The sequence below is a fragment of the Allomuricauda sp. F6463D genome, from assembly GCF_023015965.1.
Taxonomy (GTDB): Bacteria; Bacteroidota; Bacteroidia; order Flavobacteriales; family Flavobacteriaceae; genus Flagellimonas.
In genome coordinates, this window is sequence record NZ_JALKAN010000002.1 from 679,597 (window position 1) to 699,382 (window position 19,786).

The 19,786-nt window shown below is 40.4% G+C and carries 19 protein-coding genes; 7 read left to right on the plus strand and 12 right to left on the minus strand.

Translation table 11 applies throughout. From position 1 onward, the window contains the following. Positions 1–44 precede the first annotated feature (44 nt). Entirely contained in the window at positions 45–635 is a 591-nt protein-coding gene (locus MWU56_RS11510) for a riboflavin synthase (RefSeq protein ID WP_247044628.1), read from the plus strand. Here the strand turns inward: MWU56_RS11510 and MWU56_RS11515 are convergent, their stop codons facing one another. Beyond that, positions 636–2,438, minus strand: a complete 1,803-nt coding sequence (locus MWU56_RS11515) for a sodium:solute symporter family protein (RefSeq protein ID WP_247044630.1) — start codon at positions 2,436–2,438, stop codon at positions 636–638. Positions 2,439–2,506: 68 nt separating this feature from the next. On the opposite strand from MWU56_RS11515, the gene MWU56_RS11520 reads away from it, so the two are divergent. After that, the gene (locus tag MWU56_RS11520; RefSeq protein WP_247044631.1) at positions 2,507–3,262 is read left to right on the plus strand and encodes a sulfite exporter TauE/SafE family protein; all 756 of its coding nucleotides are present in this window, start codon (positions 2,507–2,509) and stop codon (positions 3,260–3,262) included. A 129-nt stretch (positions 3,263–3,391) separates the two neighbouring features. On the opposite strand, the gene MWU56_RS11525 is transcribed toward MWU56_RS11520, so the two are convergent. The 8 genes from MWU56_RS11525 to MWU56_RS11560 all read right to left on the minus strand — a co-directional run bounded on the left by MWU56_RS11525 (position 3,392) and on the right by MWU56_RS11560 (position 13,340). Next, the gene (locus tag MWU56_RS11525) at positions 3,392–6,007 is read right to left on the minus strand and encodes a M14 metallopeptidase family protein (protein WP_247044632.1); all 2,616 of its coding nucleotides are present in this window, start codon (positions 6,005–6,007) and stop codon (positions 3,392–3,394) included. Positions 6,008–6,137: 130 nt separating this feature from the next. Then, positions 6,138–6,548, minus strand: coding sequence for an alternative ribosome rescue aminoacyl-tRNA hydrolase ArfB (arfB, locus tag MWU56_RS11530; protein WP_247044633.1), 411 nt, complete (start codon positions 6,546–6,548; stop codon positions 6,138–6,140). Then, entirely contained in the window at positions 6,526–7,545 is a 1,020-nt protein-coding gene (locus tag MWU56_RS11535) for a sulfate/molybdate ABC transporter ATP-binding protein (protein WP_247044634.1), read from the minus strand. The genes arfB and MWU56_RS11535 overlap by 23 nt, the downstream gene beginning before the upstream one ends. Before the next feature lie 126 nt (positions 7,546–7,671). Then, positions 7,672–9,828 (minus strand): prolyl oligopeptidase family serine peptidase, encoded by a 2,157-nt coding sequence (locus tag MWU56_RS11540; RefSeq protein WP_247044635.1) that lies wholly within the window; start codon positions 9,826–9,828, stop codon positions 7,672–7,674. A gap of 76 nt (positions 9,829–9,904) precedes the next feature. Continuing rightward, positions 9,905–10,918, minus strand: coding sequence for an aspartate-semialdehyde dehydrogenase (locus MWU56_RS11545; protein ID WP_247044636.1), 1,014 nt, complete (start codon positions 10,916–10,918; stop codon positions 9,905–9,907). A 192-nt stretch (positions 10,919–11,110) separates the two neighbouring features. Then, positions 11,111–11,518 carry a large-conductance mechanosensitive channel protein MscL gene (gene mscL, locus MWU56_RS11550; RefSeq protein WP_247044637.1) on the minus strand — a complete coding sequence of 136 codons (408 nt, stop codon included), beginning with the start codon at positions 11,516–11,518 and terminating at the stop codon, positions 11,111–11,113. A 75-nt stretch (positions 11,519–11,593) separates the two neighbouring features. Continuing rightward, complete coding sequence (gene alr, locus MWU56_RS11555; RefSeq protein ID WP_247044638.1) at positions 11,594–12,703, minus strand: alanine racemase; 1,110 nt, start codon at positions 12,701–12,703, stop codon at positions 11,594–11,596. Further along, the gene (locus tag MWU56_RS11560; protein WP_247044639.1) at positions 12,696–13,340 is read right to left on the minus strand and encodes a thymidine kinase; all 645 of its coding nucleotides are present in this window, start codon (positions 13,338–13,340) and stop codon (positions 12,696–12,698) included. The genes alr and MWU56_RS11560 overlap by 8 nt, the downstream gene beginning before the upstream one ends. A gap of 156 nt (positions 13,341–13,496) precedes the next feature. Between MWU56_RS11560 and MWU56_RS11565 the strand changes: the two genes are divergently transcribed. Together MWU56_RS11565 and rsmI are read left to right on the plus strand one after the other, a co-directional pair. Further along, positions 13,497–14,183, plus strand: coding sequence for a hypothetical protein (locus tag MWU56_RS11565; RefSeq protein WP_247044640.1), 687 nt, complete (start codon positions 13,497–13,499; stop codon positions 14,181–14,183). Between the two features lie 51 nt (positions 14,184–14,234). Continuing rightward, the gene (gene rsmI, locus MWU56_RS11570; RefSeq protein ID WP_247044641.1) at positions 14,235–14,909 is read left to right on the plus strand and encodes a 16S rRNA (cytidine(1402)-2'-O)-methyltransferase; all 675 of its coding nucleotides are present in this window, start codon (positions 14,235–14,237) and stop codon (positions 14,907–14,909) included. On the opposite strand, the gene MWU56_RS11575 is transcribed toward rsmI, so the two are convergent. The 3 genes from MWU56_RS11575 to MWU56_RS11585 form a co-directional block, all read right to left on the minus strand. After that, positions 14,910–15,494 (minus strand): Crp/Fnr family transcriptional regulator, encoded by a 585-nt coding sequence (locus MWU56_RS11575; protein WP_247044642.1) that lies wholly within the window; start codon positions 15,492–15,494, stop codon positions 14,910–14,912. Between the two features lie 35 nt (positions 15,495–15,529). Continuing rightward, positions 15,530–16,147: a hypothetical protein gene (locus MWU56_RS11580; protein WP_247044643.1), complete on the minus strand. Its 618-nt coding sequence runs from the start codon at positions 16,145–16,147 to the stop codon at positions 15,530–15,532. 82 nt (positions 16,148–16,229) lie between these two features. Continuing rightward, positions 16,230–16,832 carry a carboxymuconolactone decarboxylase family protein gene (locus MWU56_RS11585; RefSeq protein WP_247044644.1) on the minus strand — a complete coding sequence of 201 codons (603 nt, stop codon included), beginning with the start codon at positions 16,830–16,832 and terminating at the stop codon, positions 16,230–16,232. 56 nt (positions 16,833–16,888) lie between these two features. On the opposite strand from MWU56_RS11585, the gene MWU56_RS11590 reads away from it, so the two are divergent. The 3 genes from MWU56_RS11590 to recJ all read left to right on the plus strand — a co-directional run bounded on the left by MWU56_RS11590 (position 16,889) and on the right by recJ (position 19,780). Beyond that, the gene (locus MWU56_RS11590; RefSeq protein ID WP_247044645.1) at positions 16,889–17,314 is read left to right on the plus strand and encodes an OsmC family protein; all 426 of its coding nucleotides are present in this window, start codon (positions 16,889–16,891) and stop codon (positions 17,312–17,314) included. 96 nt (positions 17,315–17,410) lie between these two features. Next, positions 17,411–18,082, plus strand: a complete 672-nt coding sequence (locus tag MWU56_RS11595) for a lysoplasmalogenase (protein WP_247044646.1) — start codon at positions 17,411–17,413, stop codon at positions 18,080–18,082. Positions 18,083–18,091: 9 nt separating this feature from the next. After that, the gene (recJ, locus tag MWU56_RS11600) at positions 18,092–19,780 is read left to right on the plus strand and encodes a single-stranded-DNA-specific exonuclease RecJ (protein WP_247044647.1); all 1,689 of its coding nucleotides are present in this window, start codon (positions 18,092–18,094) and stop codon (positions 19,778–19,780) included. Positions 19,781–19,786: the final 6 nt, after the last annotated feature.

Here is a 19,786-nt window from a genome sequence, read left to right on the forward strand (position 1 = left end):
AATGGCTACTTTTGCATTACAAAACTAGTCAATTAATAAGAGACATGTTCACAGGGATCATAGAGACTTTGGGTAAAGTTGAAAAGCTTGAGAAAGATGGGGGGAATCTGCACCTAACCATTGTTTCGGATATTGCTCCGGAATTGAAAATAGATCAAAGTGTTTCGCACAATGGGGTATGCCTAACCGTGGTTTCTTTGACTGGGAACAGTTATACCGTAACGGCTATTGAAGAAACCCTGAATAAAACCAATTTGGGTGAATTGATGCTGGGAGATACCGTTAATTTGGAACGTGCCATGGTATTGGGTGCCCGTTTAGATGGGCATATAGTACAGGGACATGTGGACCAAATCGCTGTTTGCAAATCCGTTGAGGAGAAGGATGGTAGCTGGGTCTATACTTTTGAATATGACCCTAAACTGAATAATGTTACGATTGAAAAAGGCTCAATTACTGTGGATGGTGTTAGTTTGACTGTGGTAGATTCCCAAAAAGATAGTTTTAATGTAGCCATCATTCCGTATACCCACGAGCACACCCGCTTCCATACTTACCATGTAGGTACTATAGTCAATTTGGAATTTGATGTGGTAGGAAAATATGTATCTAGATTATTGGAATTAAGGAGCTGATCAAAAAACATTCCGCATCCCGCGCCAAATTCTTAACAGCACCAATGTGGCGACTATTACCATAATAGTAAGTCCTACGGCCAAAGGATAATTTCCATAAATCCAATTTCCTGTGGCAAAGAGACAACCATACACCAAAATACAGCCAACAATCATCGCCAAAACTCCTGATGGAACACTCCATTTTATATTCTCATCTTCCAATGAAACGCCTTCGGCTTTAGCATCATCATGAACCTTTTTCCAGCCAGGACCTCCAGGTTTTGTGATTTTGTAGAATCGATACAAAACTTTGTTTTCTTCTGGTTTTGTCAAAAATGTAGTCGCCAACCAAAGGATTGTGGTGATAAGTACGACCAACGGAAACTTGCTCCAAGTTGGGAACGGCGCTCCTTCTGATAAAAAGAGTATATCTTCATTCTGCCAGAATATTATGGAAATAATTCCAGATGAGAACATGGCAACGATTTCGCTCCATGCGTTGATACGCCACCAAAACCATCTCAGAATAAATATGAGTCCGGTTCCAGCTCCAAACATAATAATGATATCGAACAATTGTGTGGCATTGTTAAGTTCGAGTGCGAATAAACTGCTCAGAACCATAAGAACAACCGTGGAGATCCTTCCTACGTTCACCAATTCTTTTTCGGAAGCGTTTTTATTGACCTGCTGTTTATAAAAATCATTTACAATATAAGAGGAACCCCAGTTTAGATGGGTAGAAATGGTGGACATATAGGCAGCTCCCAAAGATGCCAAAACCAGTCCTAACAATCCGGTGGGCAACTTTGTCAACATCGCGGAATAGGCCAGATCATTTTTAAGGATGTTTTCCGGCACATCTGGAAAGGCTTGTCGGATACTTTCTAAATCCGGAAATACAACAATAGAGGCCAATGCAACCAAGATCCATGGCCATGGTCTTAGGGCGTAATGCAATATGTTGAAGAAAAAGGTTGCTCCAATAGCATGGTTTTCATTTTTGGCCGCAAGCATTCGTTGTGCAATATAACCGCCACCACCGGGTTCACCACCGGGATACCATGCACTCCACCATTGTACTGCCAGTGGGATGATCAATAGGCCAATTAATGCGTCGGTATCCGAAAAATCGGGTAGAATGGACATTTTTTCCTGCACTTGTGTATTGGCCAAAATATTGTCCAAACCTCCTACTTCGGGTATGTTAACTAAATAAATTGCAGCTCCTATGGCACCGCCCATGGCTACAAAAAACAAGATAAAATCAGTATAAACAACCCCTCGAAAACCACCTACGGCACTAAATATTACTGTGATGGTGCCTCCGAACAGCACGGTTTCAATTGGTTCCAAACCAAGCATTACCTGACCAATTTTTATGGCTGCCAATGTAACCGCTGACATGGCCATCACATTAAAAATTACGCCTAAATACAAGGCTCTAAACCCACGGAGGAAATGCGCTGGTCTCCCCCCATATCTTAGGTCATAAAATTCCATATCCGTGGAGACATTGGATTTTCTCCAGAGTTTGGCATACACAAAAACCGTGAGTAGTCCCGTAAGCAAAAAAGCCCACCACCCCCAGTTTCCGGATACACCATCTGTACGGACAAAATCCGTTACCAAATTAGGTGTATCGGTGGAAAAGGTAGTAGCCACCATAGAAAATCCCAAAAGCCACCAGGGCATATTCCTCCCTGATAAAAAATATTCAGATGTATTTTTGCCAGACTTTTTTGAAACATAGATTCCTATAAAAAGAACGAGGGCAATGAACCCAAAAATAATGCTGTAATCTAAAAGTTGTAGTTCCATTTGTTTGGATTGGCTGGAGCTAAAGATAGCTTTTTTGGGTTACTTTTGTGCATCGTTAAAACCGCCTCATGTTTTTCTCCTCATACACCGATGTTTCTGTTACTGCATGGACAATGGCTGTTACTGCGGCCTTTTTAATGGGGGTTTCCAAGGCAGGTTTAAAAGGAATGTCCATCTTTAATGTAACCCTGATGGCCTTGGCTTTTGGCTCCAAAGCTTCTACGGGACTTTTTATTCCTTTGCTCATTTTTGGGGATATATTTGCCGTGGTCTATTACAACCGTCACACGCAGTGGAAATACATTATTAAGTTTATTCCTTGGATGATTCTGGGGATTTTGGTAGGGGTCTTGATTGGAAAAGATCTCCCCGAACGTGAGTTTAAATGGGGGATGGTGGTGGTTATTTTCATTAGTTTGGGTATGTTGATTTGGTGGGACCGCAGAAAGTCCAAAAAAGTCCCAACGCATTGGCTGTTTTCTGGGTCTATTGGGATATGTGCAGGTATTTGTACCATGATAGGAAATCTGGCAGGAGCTTTCGCCAACGTTTTCTTTTTGGCGATGCGATTGCCCAAAAATGAGTTTGTGGGTACCGCGGCATGGTTGTTCTTTATTACCAACCTGTTTAAGCTGCCATTTCATGTTTTTGTTTGGAAAACAATCTCAGTGGAAAGCCTAATGATCAACTTAAGATTGCTTCCAGCTATCTTGGTGGGGTTGGTTGTGGGCGTTTTTTTGGTAAAGAAAATCAACGAGAAAAATTACAAACGCTTTATTTTGATTGTGACAGCGATTGGTGCGGTGGCGATTTTGTTTAGATGAGAGAGTAAATTCATTTTTGTCAACCGAACTTGTTTCAGGTTTCCATGTCTATTTGTTTTTTGAATGCGGTGCAAAAAAAAGCCGCATCAATTTGATACGGCTTTCCTTTATACACTAATATAATAATGACTATTCCGAAGCACCTTCGTAAATAGCGTTAAAAATCAATTTGTAAGTGCCACGGGGTTGTGCCCTAAACTGTGGTCGGAATGCAAACAAAACAGCCGAACCTTTTCCGTATTTGGCTTTTACCATGGCCGGTTTTTTAGCAATGAACTTGTCTTCACCCATGGCCCAGCCACTCATTAGTAAATTCTTGGCAGCGTAGTTTACAATTACTTCCACTTCGGGCGCGGGAGCATCTTTTATATCCTCTTTTCCTCCTTCTCCGGATTTTCGTTGTTTATCAATAATGAACGCTCTACTTTTATTGAACGATACGGCAACCGTATCCTTCATTCCAAAAGCTAGTGGGTTCGATGTGTCCACTCCTGCCTTGATCAATGATCCTGGAATAAAGAAGTCGTTACTATCGGCACCTTCTACTGCATCGCGTAAGGGTAGGCCAAATTGTTCAATTACAAAATCACTTGCTTCGTCAAAAGCAATTAAAGTACCTCCTTGTTCCACGTAGTCGCTCAATGCTACTGATCCTTTTAAACCGATTCCTCCAGTAAACTTTTCTGGCATACTCAACTTGCTATGACCGTGCAAAATGGATTTTGGTCTTTGGGATGGAATAATAATCGCATCATACTGGGACAAGTCCTTGGTTTTAATATCTGTATCGTGGAGGGTGTCCATGTCAAATTCATACTCGTCCATTATAAACCGAGTCCATCCTTCATCCATATTGGCTACCCATGATTTGTACAGACCAACTTTTGGCAAATGGATTTTTTTCAGTTGTACTTCTGGTTTTGCATTCAAACCTGTAAACACAATACCATATTCACTGGCCAGCGATTCCATCATTTCTTTATCGCCAGTAACAATGTAGGACCCAGCTGGGAATGTTTCTTTGCCCGCCTTGAATTCAGTCATACTTTTGTATGCGGTACCTCCAGCTTTCAAAACTTTATTGGTAGCCACTACAGATGCATTGGTGTTAACACTAAGGGCATATCCAAATGAACCATTTCTATTTACGTCTCCTTCGTAGTATTTTGCAAGACCAGAAACTTTTTCTGTCGAAGCGTTAAAGGGCTCAGCTATTTTATCCACTTCAATTCCCATTTGCATTGGCAACGTCCATCCGGCCAAATCGTAAGGCGTGTCCGGAGGTCCGCCGGGATATTGGAAGCGAGTTGGATAATCCTGTTTTTCCATTAGGTCCAACAAGTATGGTCTAAAGGCTTGTGATGTGTAAATAACATAAGAACCTTCTTCATATTCTTTACCATTTACTGTAAAATCCCTAGTTGCTTTTTCAACCTCTATTCCACCTCTGATCAGAACATTCACCAAGTTTACGGCCTCAAAGGAATCCCATTGCTCTTTACCAATAACATAAGCAAACAAGCCTTCTGTTTTTCCTTTTTCAACGGCAGATTTACCCATTTTGTAAATATTGTGTAGGTAATTGCTCTTGCGGTCGGCAGCAAGGTCCAATGTGGCCCAAGTAGCTGTCAACATATAATCTACAGCATCTCTAAAATGAGATTCGCCGCCTTTCCAAGGGTCTGGGTACATTATATCAGTCCCATCTGTTGGGGTACCACCCGCAACGGTTTTGGGCATTTTCTCAGGATCGTAGAACCTAGGAGTTGGGGAGGTGTGTCCGGTTTCGGTCAAAATACCGATCATGTTATGGTAGTATGGAACCGTACGTCCACCACCGTTCCAGAACATAGTGTAAAAGTTGTCCGCAATGGCTCCGGGCATATTTTCCAAAGAGAAGCGTTTGGTCATGGCGGAACCTACTTCACTAACCCCTGCAGTAATTGCTGGATGAATCCTTGGGTTTACTGGATCGGCGTATGGAGGAAGTGAGATTTTAGTCCAGGAGGGGGAGGATTGATGGTGGTTGTATACAATTTGTGGGTACCACTCATTGTATAATATCTTTGTAACATGATAGGTTTCTGGCATGTTGTTCATAAACCAGTCCCTATTGTTATCGTGACCCATATAATAATGGTAAAGAATTGGAGGGCGAGAAGTTTCAAAGGGCGTGCCTAAGTTTTTACGATACCAATCCACAACAATGTCCAGACCATCTGGGTTCATTACGGGCATTAAAAGGGTAATCACATTTTCTCTAATCTTTTTTATTTCTTCAGTTTCAGAAGTGGCCAAAGTATATGCCAATTCTGACGTCATTTGACCATGGGCCAACTCCGTGGAGTGCATACCACCATCAATCCAGACAATGGCTTTTCCTTCTTCGGATAGTTTAATGGCTTCTTCGTCGTTTACCTGAACACGGGCCAATTTGGTACTGATGTCTTTCCACTTGTCTAGCTGTGCCAAGTTTTCTTCCGAAGAAATAAACATAAGGTACATTTTACGACCAAGTACGGTTTCACCAATTTCAATTTTTTTCACCCTGTTGGAAGCAGCGTCCACTTGGGACAGGTAGTCTTCAATTTGTGAATAATCGGCCAATTTATAATCGGCACCAACTTTAAAACCATAGACATCCTCGGGAGAGGGAACATTTTGTGCTACGGAAACTGTAGCGAGAGTCAAAACCATTACTGCGGAAAGCAATACTGTTTTGAAGTTTGAAGTTTTACAAATCATGTTTTTGAATTAGTTTAATTTGACTGAAATTTAAGCATTTGTAATGAAGAAATTAAATGAAGTTGTTGAGAATTGTTATAAAACCTGTATTTTAAAGGTTATTTAGTGTATTGCATAAAAAAGCGTAATACTAATGTTCTCCTAAACCAGGCCTTTTTCTGAAATCTTTTTTTTCGCTGATTTTCTTTTTCGACTTTAATCGTTTTTCTTTTGAAGATTTCGTCGGTTTTGTTGGTTTTCGCTTTTTGGGAACGATAAGTGCTTTTTTTAGAAGGTCGAAAAACCGTTTCATCACCAAATCCTTGTTCCTGTGCTGACTTCGGGCCTCATCACATTGAAGTATAAAAACACCATCGTTGGTCAGTCGCGATTGTAGTTTTAATAAAATCCGCTGTTTTTCCCTGTCTGAAAGTCCATCCGAATCGGGAACGTTGAAAGAAAGTTCTACTTTGGACGAGACTTTGTTCACATGTTGTCCACCGGCACCACTACTCCTCATGGCTTTAAACTGTAACTCTTTATGTATTTGTTTTTTGTCCAATCTGGAGCCTTCTATTGATGGTTTCCAAAGATACATTAAGAAAAATGGTTGTTTCTTTTCCCTGTTTTTTTTCCGTGTTGAAAAATATGATGGTTCCGTCTTCTGCTTTGCCTTCATTAAGGTAATGACTTCCTTTAAAAAAGGAGTTGATCACTTCAACCTTTAGCCCAGAAGAATCAGAAAACTTGAACTCATAGGGATATACAAGTACTGTTCTTTCAATTTCAGAATAGGATTTTAAAAGTTTCATGGGAACTCGGTTCACCTGACCGAACAAAGAGGCGGTGTAGTAATTGATTGGATTTTTGTACAGGTCTTGGGTATTCTGATCGGCTATTATTTTGCCGTTCTCCAAAATTAATGTGCGCTCTGCAAAAGGCAAGACATCGCTTGGGTCGTGACTTGCGGTAAGTACGGTGACACCCTTTTTTTTGAGGTACAAAAAAAGATTTCTTCGCAGGGAATTACGCTTAAAGTTGTCGATATGGCCAAAGGGTTCGTCCAAGAGTAAAATTTCAGGTTCTTGGGCCAATACCCGGGCGAGCGCCACGCGTTGTTGTTGTCCTCCGCTGAGGTATTTTACCTTAGTTGTTGAGTAAGGTTTCATCTCGATCAATTCCAACAGATCGTTAATACGGTCCTCATGGGTTTCGCGCTCGAAAACGGAAAGAAACTGCCCAATGTTCTCTTCTACGGTAATGAAAGGCATCAGGTCAAAATCCTGCGCCAAATATTTCATGTACGATTCTCCCGGAACTAGATTAAAGTTAGGACCAAGAGCTTCTACATCACCCCAAAAAATAGAGCCTTTTTCTACATGGAGCAGGCCGTAGATGATTTTCAGCAAGGTACTTTTTCCCGAACCACTTTCACCCATTAAGGCTACATGTTCCCCTGGAGCGACTTCACAAGAAACATCCTTTAAAATGGTTTGGTCACGATAACCAAAGGAATCTATTTGGACTTTTAGCATATGCTCGAATAAAAAACTTTTCATAAAGGATGTCGTCAACCTGAACTTGTTTCAGGTTCTCATAAAACATTATTATCCTTTCTCATGAGATTCTGAAACAAGTTTAGAATGACGTTTTCATATACTTTTTGAACAGTTTAAAAATAAGTTTTAATCTTTAAATTCTTTGAGCACTGCTTGGTTGGGCAATTCATCGTACCCCATATTATAAAAAGTAAACCCAAAAATATCTGCGTATTGCTCAATGGTTTTGCTTACGGGTGTGCCAGCTCCGTGGCCTGCATTGGTCTCAATTCGGATGAGGGTAGGCTGATCTCCAGCTTGTTTTTCCTGTAATTCTGCGGCAAACTTAAAACTGTGAGCCGGTACCACACGATCATCGTGGTCTCCGGTAGTTACCAATGTGGCCGGGTATGCTGTTCCTGCTTTTACATTGTGCACTGGGGAGTAGCCTTGAATGTATTTGAACATTTCTTCGTTGTCCTCAGAGGTTCCATAATCGTAGGCCCATCCTGCCCCGGCCGTAAAGGTGTGGTAACGTAGCATGTCCATTACCCCAACAGCTGGCAAGGCTACTTGCATCAGGTCGGGTCGCTGGGTCATTGTTGCACCTACCAATAAACCACCGTTGGAACCTCCACGAATGGCCAAATATTCTTTTGAGGTGTATTTATTGTCGATCAAATATTCGGCAGCGGCGATAAAGTCATCAAAAACGTTCTGCTTTTGAAGCTTGGTGCCGGCGATGTGCCATTCTTTGCCATATTCTCCACCACCTCTCAAGTTTGGGACGGCATACACGCCGCCTTGTTCCATCCAAACAGCATTCACGATACTGAACGAAGGCGTTAAACTGATATTGAAACCTCCATATCCATAAAGGATGGTCGGATTTTTGCCGTTTAGTTCCACACCTTTTTTGTAGGTGATGATCATAGGGACTTTGGTTCCGTCCTTGGAATTGTAGAAAACTTGCTTGGATTCGTAATCATTTGGATTAAAATCAATTTGAGGTTTCCAGTATTGCTCGTATTCCCCAGTTTCCACATCGTATTTGTACAAAGAGCTGGGTGTATTGTAATTGGTAAAAGAAAAATAAAATTCCTTGTCCTCTTTTTTACCACCAAAACCTCCCGCACTTCCTACGCCGGGCAATTCTACTTCGCGAACTAAATTTCCTTCATAATCATATTGCAATACTTTGGAAATGGCATCCACCATGTATTCGGTAAAGAAATAACCTCCGCCAGTTCCCGCAGTCAATACATTTTCGGTCTCAGGGATTAAATCTTCCCAATGGTCCGGTGTTGGGTTGGAGGCATCTACAACAACAATTTTTTTGTTTGGTGCATCGCGGTCAGTAACCAAATAAAGTTTAGAACCTTCGTTATCTATAACATAGGTGTCAGAATGGGTATCATCCAAAATAGTGACCAACTCTGGATTATCTTGGGTAAGGTCCATCATAAACAATTTGTTTCCAGATGTGGAAATGGATGCGGAGATGAACAAATAGTTTTGATCTTCGGAAACGGAGCCACCTACATATCGGTGCTTTTCTTCTGGCGTACCCCCAAAGATGATTTTATCTTCAGACTGGGGTGTGCCCAATTTGTGGTAATACAATTTGTGCTGATCGGTCTTGGCGGAAAGTTCGCTTCCTTCAGGTTTGTCGTAGCTGGAATAAAAGAAACCATCGTTTCCTTTCCAAGAAACTCCGCTGAATTTGATATCTACTAAAGTATCCTCTACAATTTCCATGGACTCAGCGTCAATAACAATGGCCTTTCTCCAATCACTTCCTCCTTCGGAAATAAGATAAGCGGCCTTGGAACCGTCTTTAGTAAAGCTGAGGCCCATCAAGGAAGTGGTGCCATCCTCGGAAAAGGTGTTGGGGTCTAAAAAGACTTCTTCTTCACCATCACTCTTTTTACGGTAAACCACATATTGGTTTTGTAATCCGTTGTTTTTATAATAATAGGTGTAGTTGCCTTCTTTAAAAGGGGAGCCTACTTTTTCGTAGTTCCAGAGTTTTTCCAATCGATTTTTTAGGTCTTCTCGAAAAGGAATTTTATCCAGATACCCAAAGGTTGCGGCATTTTGTTCTTTTACCCAAGCCTCGGTTTCCTCGCTGCGGTCATCTTCCAACCAGCGAAAAGGGTCTGGTACATCGGTTCCAAAATAATTATCTACGGTATCAACTTTTTTGGTAGTGGGGTAGTTCACGGTTATAGGTTCTCTTTTTTGTGGTTCTTCTTGGCAGGCGGCAAATAAAACCAAAGTAGCCAACAGACTTATGTTTTTCATGTTTTCTCGGATTGATTCCGATAAAAATACCACAAAAACATATATTTAGTAGCTGCTTAGTATGCTTTAACGAAAATTAAGAAAGAGCTTCCGAGGTGTTGGAAACCAGATTGTTTTCTACCAAATACTCCGCAATCTGTACCGCATTGGTAGCCGCCCCTTTTCTTAGGTTATCCGCCACAATCCACATGTTCAAGGTGTTGGGCTGGGTTTCGTCTCTACGGAGCCTGCCCACAAAAACATCGTCCTTACCATTTGCAAAAATGGGCATGGGGTAAGTGTTGGTCTCAGGGTTGTCTTGAAGCACGATTCCTGGGGTTTCACGAAGTAGTTTTCGAACTTCGGTCAAATCAAAATCGTTGTGGAACTCCACATTTACGGATTCTGAATGTCCTCCCGCAGTTGGAATACGAACGGCAGTTGCCGTAACCGAAAACGTACGGTCGTCGAATATTTTTTGTGGTTCGCGGGCCAATTTCATTTCTTCTTTGGTATAGCCGTTTTCCAAAAATACATCGCAATGTGGCAAAGCATTCCGGTTGATGGGATAAGGATATGCCATTTCCCCTTCGATGCCGGCAGCTTCGTTTTCCATTTGCTCTACTGCTTTTACCCCAGTTCCAGAAACGGATTGATAGGTAGAAACCACCACACGTTTCATTTGATACTTTTTGTGCAAGGAATCCAATGCCAACACCATTTGAATGGTGGAGCAGTTTGGGTTTGCTATGATTTTGTCGTCCGCGGTCAATTCACTCGCATTGATTTCTGGAACGATCAATTTTTTGGTCGGGTCCATACGCCAAGCGGATGAGTTATCGATTACCGTGGTGCCCACTTCGGCAAATTTGGGCGCCCATTCCAAAGAGGTGTCACCACCTGCAGAAAAAATGGCAATATCCGGTTGGGCGGCAACCGCATCCCCCAATCCAATTACGGTATGTTCTTGATTTTTATAGGTAAGTTTTTTACCCACGGAACGCTCCGAGGCAACCAACAACAATTCTGTTATAGGGAAGTTACGCTCTTCCAACACTTTCAACATGACTTCGCCTACCATTCCGGTGGCGCCAACAACTGCTACTTTCATCTTAAATTTAATTTCTTGTCGCAAAGGTAGTCCAGTAAGCGATTTAAACAAGCTTTTTTGTGACCAATCAATAAAAAATAACAAAATGTTATAAATAAAACAACCATCAACATGTCAGCGAAACACATTGATGGTTTTTAAAGGTTATTGTGATGTAGCGGAGTGCTGAAATAAATTCAGCACCAACGATTTTTATTTCTTCAACAAATCGCGAATCTCTGCCAACAACTCTTCTTGGGATGGTCCCTTTGGAACTTCTGGAGCAGGCTCTTCTTTTTTCTTCGTCTTGTTGACGCCCTTTACAACTAGGAACATTACAAATGCCACAATAATGAAGTCGATTACATTGGTAAGGAATGCTCCGTACAATACGGCAATTTCCCCTACAATTTCTCCAGCATCATTAGGTGTTCCCTCTGTAACCACATATTTCAAATCGTTGAAATCTGAGTCGAACAACAATCCAATCAAAGGAGAAACAATACCTCCAGTGAATGAAGAAACCACTTCTTTGAAAGCGGCACCCATGACGAAACCTACGGCGATATCCACCAAGTTTCCTTTCATGGCAAACTCTTTAAACTCTTTTAAAAATCCCATGTAATAGTCAAGTATTGGTTAATGAGAGACAAATTAAGCAAAAAAGTTGCTTGATTCCTTATCTAAACGAAAAAATCACTTGTTTATCACTTGTCTTTTTACCCGTTGTGAAATCGCAGTAAGGATTTCGTAGGAGATCGTGTTGGCCGTTGAGGCAAATTTATCAGCAGAGTTTGCTGGCCCAAAAACAATGACTTCATCGCCCGCTTGACATTTGATTTCCGTTACATCCACCATAATCATATCCATACAGACGTTGCCAATAATAGGAGCTTTTTTCCCATTGATAATTACTGAACCTTTTCCCTTACCATATTGCCGGCCTATACCATCTGCATGACCTATAGGCAAGGTAGCGCTTCTTATGATGTTGGTTGATTTAAATGCCCGATTGTATCCAACAGATTGGTTTGCCCCAATTTCATGAATTTGTGAAATGATGGTTTTTAGCGTTGCAACTGGTTTTAATTGTTCATCGATTTCAGCTTGGTTTCCATAACCATATAATCCGATTCCACTGCGCACCATTTCAAATTGGGCCTCTGGATAGTTGATAATTCCAGATGTATTCAACATATGCCGCATGGGCGCATATCCCAACTTTTTGCTCAGTGAATCACTTAATATTTTGAAAGAATTGATTTGGTTTAAACTGAAATCACGTTCATTTAAATCTTCCGAGGCGGCCAAATGTGAAAAAGCAGAAACAATTTTGACATTTCCATTGCTCTTGCATTTTTGAGTAATAAAATCAATGTCACTTTCGGAAAAACCCAAGCGGTTCAATCCAGTATTGAATTTGATGTGGAGTGGATATTGGGATTGTTCCTTTTCCTGAGCAACCTCAAGAAATTGGTTCAGAATATTTTTGGAATAGATGCTTGGTTCCAAACATTGCTCTATCATTTCTTCAAAATTGGCAACCAATGGGTGCAATACTAAAATAGGTGTTTTTATACCTGCATCTCTGAGCAGGACACCTTCATTTACGTAAGCCACGGCCAAATAATCGACTCCTAACTGTTCCAGCTTTTGGGCAATTGCAATGGTATCGCTACCATATGCAAAGGCTTTTACCACTCCCAAAAATTTGGTGGTTGGCTTTATTTTAGACTGCAAGTAGTGGTAATTGTGTTCCAAGGCAGAAAGGTCTAAAACCAAGGTAGTTTCTCCGACCTTACTCATTGGATTTCTCTTTTTTGGTGTTTACTTCTTCCGAGTCCACGTCCATTTCTTTTATTTTTTCTCGCAACATTGCCTTGTAAAATGCGGCTCTGCTCAACGGTTCATATTCTTCGATTTCTCCTAAAAGCACCAAATTATCGTTAAGCGATTTTCTAAAACTATAATTTGCCAAATTACCGGTACGCGTACAAACCGCATGTACTTTGGTCACATACTCGGCAGTGGCCATCAAAGCGGGCATGGGGCCAAAGGGATTTCCCTTAAAATCCATATCCAGGCCAGCGATTACCACACGGACTCCCCGGTTGGCTAAATCGTTACAAACAGATATAATTTCATCATCAAAAAATTGGGCCTCGTCGATTCCTACAACATCACAGTCGTCCGCCAATAGGCGGATATTGGCTGCAGCGGGCACAGGAGTGGACCTAATTTCATTGGAATCGTGGGAAACTACCATTTCTTCATGATAACGTGTATCCACAATGGGTTTAAAAATTTCCACTTTCTGCTTGGCAAATTGAGCGCGTTTTAGCCTTCGAATTAGCTCTTCGGTCTTTCCGGAAAACATGGATCCGCAGATAACCTCTATCCACCCGAACTGTTCTTTATGATTGACTGTGTTTTCGAGAAACATACCGTATTTTTGAAAGAAATTGTTTGTTTTCCCGTTATAATGGGACAATCACAAAGCTACTAAAAAATTGCACCCATGTTTTCAATTGAATTTTAACCTTTTGTTTGTTAGGGTATTTATAAAATGATTATATTTTTATAGAAAAGAAGAAAAGCTATGATACGGAAATTGAGGGAAGAATTGATTAAGTTGTCCACAGAAATTATTACTGCGAGGGAAGATACCGATTTAGCGACACTTTATGATAAGTCCAAGGAGATTTATGAAAAGTTGGCCGTGCTAAAATTTATAGACGAAAAGCTTAGTGATGTTGAGGTAGATGTTTCTCAAAACGTGATTGCTTCAAGGTTCGAGAAAATGGCCAATGCTGTTTTAAGCGGCAATACTTCCGTGCCTGAAAGTAACCCACACCAAGAAGACATTATTACCCCAGGCATGGATACCATTAAGGATATGGTTTCCGAAATGCCATCCAATGCTGACTTGGAGCAGGTTTTTGCAGAATTTGTTGCCAAACCGGACTTAATGAAGAACGATAAGGAAAACGTGACACCTGTGCAATCGCAAACAAAGGAGCAATCACATAACTTAAAATCCTTAAACGATAAACTCGGTAAGGACTTACAGGTTGGACTCAACGATAAGCTTGCCTTTGTTAAGCACCTTTTTAACAACAATATGGAAGATTATACCCGTGTGCTTTCCCAACTCAACACTATTGACACGGAAGAACGTTCTATTGCTTTCATCAACAATATGGTGAAGCCAGAGTATAACAATTGGGATGGTAAGGACGAATACGAAACCCGTTTTATTAGCTTGATCCAAAGAAGATTCGCATAAATCTGTTTTTTCAATCCTAACTTTTTAATTGTAAGACCTTAACTTTGGGCAATGGGAAAGCTATACCTGGTTCCAACACCAATAGGAAATCTTGAGGATATTACACTTCGTGCCATTAAGGTATTGAAGGAGGTTGATGTGGTTTTGGCAGAAGATACCCGAACCAGCGGGAAGCTTTTAAAGCATTTTGAAATCAACACCCCATTGCAAAGCCATCACATGCACAATGAGCACAGACAAGTGGATTCTTTAGTGCAAAAAATAAAGAATGGCGTCATATATGCACTAATTTCCGATGCAGGTACTCCAGCTATTTCCGACCCCGGATTTTTATTGACCCGAGCCTGTATTGAAAATGATATTGAAGTGGAATGTTTGCCCGGTGCCACTGCTTTTGTGCCAGCTTTGGTGAATAGCGGTTTGCCCAACGACCGATTTATTTTTGAAGGCTTTTTACCTATTAAAAAAGGACGTCAAACCAGATTATTAGAACTTGCCGAAGAAACCAGAACCATGGTTTTTTATGAGTCGCCCCATAAGCTAATTAAAACATTGACCCATTTTGCCGAATATTTTGGGGAAGACAGACCTGTTTCCGTTTCCAGGGAATTGACAAAATTATATGAGGAAACTGTTCGGGGAACGGTCGCGGAAGTATTGGAACATTTCAACAATAAGGCCCCAAAAGGAGAATTTGTGATTGTGGTAGGTGGAAAGAAATCCTAATCAGTACAGAATGGACTTCCTTAACCGGCTAAAAGTTTCTGGTTTCATATTCAGGTAGGAGGCCAAATATTTTTGTGGAATTACCTTTAATTCATCAGGACACCTTTGCATAAATGATTTATACCGTTGGTCGGCCGTCAAGGTTAAAAGTTCTACTTCCCGTTCCAGTCTACCAAACAACACTTGTTGAAAGAATTCATTTCCCCATTTATAAAAGTTGGGAAAATCATCGAATAGTGTATCATAGTCACTTCGAGATATAGAAAATAGTTTTGAGGGTTTTAGTGCCTCTATAAATGTTTGCGAAGGTTTTTGTTGAATAAACGAATCAAACACACCAGAAGGACTACCAGAATAGGAAAATCCCAATATTACTTTTTCTCCTTTTTCATTAAGCACATAAAGGGCCTGAACGCCTTCCAAAACTACATAAAAAAAGCGTTCAGTACTACCAGCTTCTGTAATTAAATCGTATTGATTAAATGTTTTTATCGTCCAAAGGGAGTAAAAGTGTTCCTCTTCCTCTTTAGTCAAATCCAAGTTAAAAAAAAAAGTTTTTAAATGGTAAAATTCTTCATTGTCCATTTTTTAGAATAACTAGATTTCCATAAAAATAGGCACTATGAAATTGTGAATGTGATCGTTCTTGGTATTAAACTAAAGTCTGACTTTTTTAAGACCTCATCAATCTGAACCATGTGTCTTTCTAAATGGCACAATAAAAACTCAAAACTTTCGGGCAGATAGAACTTAACAATGGGCCCGATTCCTGAATTGATCCTGATTTTTGAAATATCCTTGGTTCTACTTTTTAATATGGCTTCCTTAAGGTGACCATGCAATTCAAAAAACTGCTGGAAAATCTGATCTATTTTTTTCTTTTCAAGGTTTTCATTGTCCAATAAAGGCTCAAAACGTTTCAAGGTTTTCATTTTCCATTTTCTTTTGGTTCCTTTAGGACGCTGCATTTCAATTATCATTTTTTGCCAAGTTTTAGCTTGAAAAGTTTTGCGCTCTTTTTTAAGGTCTGGCATCTTGGGAAATTCCTCATCATATTTAATGTGATAAGGACCATAAGCTATATTTAAGTGGGCTATAACTTCAATTATGCTCCATGATTTTGAATCAGCGGAACAGGTCAAGAGCTTTTTGTCCAATTCTTGAAGTGAGGCTACTTTGTTGAGGATAATATTTAATCTTTGAATTTGGTTTTCTGGAGATAGAATCAGCTTTGCCATAATGGATGTGTTTTTGGTTATGGCAAATTTTAAGCTATTGTAAGATATAAATATTGATACAGGTCAAGAAATAAACTAGGTCTTAATATTTGCTTCCATCATGTTTCCCTTTTTCCCAACCTACTTCACCTAAATATTGTTCTGCACTTTCCACTGCTCCATCCTCAATAGTAGTTCCCATGGAATCGTTCCAACGGTTGAGGTAGCCAAAAAGTGAAATCACTCCCATCATCTCAACAATTTCCCCGTCGTTCCAATGTTGGTGCAAACGCTTTTTAATGTTGCCATTGACCGTATTGGGAACTTGCGATGCTGCCAAAGCAAAATCCAATGCCGCTCTTTCAGCTTCGGTAAAAGCAGCATGTGTCCTATATTCCCAAATATTGTCCAGTTGTTCTTGTTTAGCCCCATAACGCTCCGCAGCACGTATGGCATGGGCTTGGCAATATCGGCAACCTGTCGCATTGCTGCTTACCCAGGCAATCATCCGTTTTAAGGCAGAGGTTACTTTGCCTTCATTGGCCATAACTGCTTTGTTCAGGTTGATGAATGCTTTGGAAATTGCGGGCCTATGCTGCATGGTAAGTACCGAATTGGGGCAAAATCCAAGTGTTTCGTTAAAGAATGCTGCCAGTTCTTTGGTTTCTAAATCATGATCGGGAGAAAGGGGGTTTACTAGGGCCATGGATGAGATTTTAAATTGTATTTTTGATATTCTACAAGAAACAAAAATTATACTTCATGACAAATCATGTGACAACTAAATGGTTGGGTGAAATGGCTTTTGAAAGCAATAATCCATCAGGACAAACGGTAAGAATAGATGCAGGACCGGAAGATGGAGGTTCAGGAGCTGGATTGCGTCCAAAAGCTTTAATGCTATCCGGTTTGGCAGGATGTTCGGGACTGGACGTAGCATCACTCATTAAAAAAATGAAATTGGATGTGGAAGATTTTAAAATCGAGACCATTGCCCACCTCACCGATGAACATCCTAAATATTATGATTCGGTAACCATAGAATATCATTTTATAGGGGTCAACCTAAACGAAGAAAAACTAAAAAAAGCCGTGGATCTTTCTGTGGAAAAATATTGCGGTGTAATGGAAATGTTCAGAAAATTTGCCAAATTGGACATACAGATTTTATATCATCACAAACAATAATTTATCGAGGACCATAACCCCTAGTCCCTTTTTGAGGAGATAGATTTTTTTTAAAAAAGCTATATTCCTACCATCAACATTAAAAGATCAAACACAATGTGGCTAAAAAAGAATGGGTTATACGTATTGTTGGCCGTATCGGTCGTCCTTGCAATCTTGGGTGTGACCACTGCAAATTTTATTTTTAAATCCGGCACGGCCGGGATGGGGATGCTGATAATCCTGATTCTGAATTTGAGGATAAAGGAAAAAGCCCGGGACATATGGACGATATTTTTGGCTTTTCTATTTTCCATTATCGGGGATTGGTTTTTATCCCACATGAATGGGGATAGCCAAATGTTTGTAAAGGGAATAGCCTTGTTTTTTTTGGCTCATGTGGGGTATTTGCTATATGCGCTGTTCAATGGCAGGATTAAAGTAAAGTTCACAGGAGTTTTATTGGTCACCTATCTTGTATTTTTCTTTTTGGTGCTTTATCCAACCTTTACGGATGTTTCTTTAATGGTAGCTTCATTGGTGTATTTACTCATTTCCTGCTTTTCATTAGGCGCAGCTATGGGCATGGAACGAAACCCCAAAGAAAAATGGAGCTATGTGTTCGGTATAGTTCTCATCATTTTTTCCGACACTATTATAGCCTTCAAAGAATTTGTAGATTATCACATGTTTGACTTTCTCATTACACCGACCTACTATCTTGCCCATATTTTCATAACATTTTCCTTGATGAAAAGATTTGAAGACACCGTCCCAAATACAAACTAAACAAATACAATGCGCTGGACTATAAAACCCAGACCCACTAAGGAAAACATTGACCATCTATCCAAAGAATTGGGAGTAGATGATTTAGTGGCTCAGTTATTAATCCAAAGGGGGATAACCAATTATGAAGAAGCAAAGTCATTTTTTCGCCCCGAACTTAATCATCTGCACAATCCTTTTTTAATGAAGGATATGGGTCTTGCTGTAGAGCGAATAGAACAAGCAATTGCCAATGATGAAAACATACTGGTGTATGGGGATTATGATGTGGATGGAACTACCTCAGTGGCTTTGATGTCTTCTTATTTATTAGAAACATACAGTAACGTGGCCACGTATATTCCGGACCGTTATTTAGAAGGATATGGAATCTCGTTGAAAGGAATTGACTTTGCCGCTGACAACGATATTAGTCTGATTATTGCATTGGATTGTGGCATAAAGGCCGTTGAACAGATAAAATATGCAAAGGAAAAAGGAATAGACTTTATTGTTTGCGATCATCACCGACCAGGCGATATTTTGCCGGATGCTGTGGCCATTTTGGACCCTAAACAAAAAGATTGTGAATATCCATACAAGGAACTGTGCGGGTGTGGTGTTGGCTTTAAACTGATTCAGGCTTTAGGGTCTAAACAAGGAAAAACCATCGATGATCTAATTCTTTATATGGATTTGGTGGCAACTGCCATAGCTGCGGACATTGTTCCCATTACAGATGAAAACCGTGTCCTTGCCTACCATGGACTTATGGTAATCAACGAAAACCCACGAACAGGGATAAAAGCACTCATTGATCAAACCAAAAAAACCGAGCTGACCATAACGGATGTGGTTTTTATTATAGCCCCCAGAATCAATGCCGCCGGCCGTATGAAGCATGGTCAACATGCCGTTGCACTTTTAATGGAAAATGATTTTACCACAGCAAAACGATATGCCTCCGAAATTGAAGACTTCAATATCGAAAGAAGAAGTTTGGATCAGGAAATCACAAAAGAAGCATTGGTTCAAATTCAAGAAAATCGAGAGGAAAAGAATTTCACCTCTGTGGTCTATAACGAGAACTGGCACAAAGGAGTTATTGGCATAGTAGCGTCCCGCTTAACGGAGACCTATTACAGGCCCACCTTGGTGTTTACCAAAAGCGGGGATAAATTGGCGGCTTCTGCGCGATCGGTCAAAGGATTTGATGTGTATAATGCTTTAGAATGTTGTTCCGATTGTTTGGAACAATTTGGTGGACACAAGTATGCTGCGGGCCTTACCTTGTTGGAGGAGCAATACGAAAAATTTAAAAAACAGTTTGAAAAAGTAGTTTCAGAAACCATCGACCCAAAATTGTTGCAACCTGAAATTTCGGTAGATGCTAAAATTTCTATGGATAAAATCACACCAAGATTGATGCGGATATTGAAGCAATTTGCGCCTTTTGGCCCCGGGAATATGGCCCCTGTTTTTATGGCCGAAGGATTAAAAGATACCGGATATGCTCGCGGTGTTGGCGAAGAAGAAAAACATTTAAAATGCAGCTTGTACCAACAGGGCTCCAATCCAATAGGGGCCATTGGATTTAATTTAGGTAATAAATTGGATGTGGTTAAGGGCATAAAACCATTTGATGCTGTATTTTCGCTGGATGAAAATGAATGGAAGGGAACGGTGAGCCTTCAACTCAAACTAAGTGATATTCGCTAGTAGCTT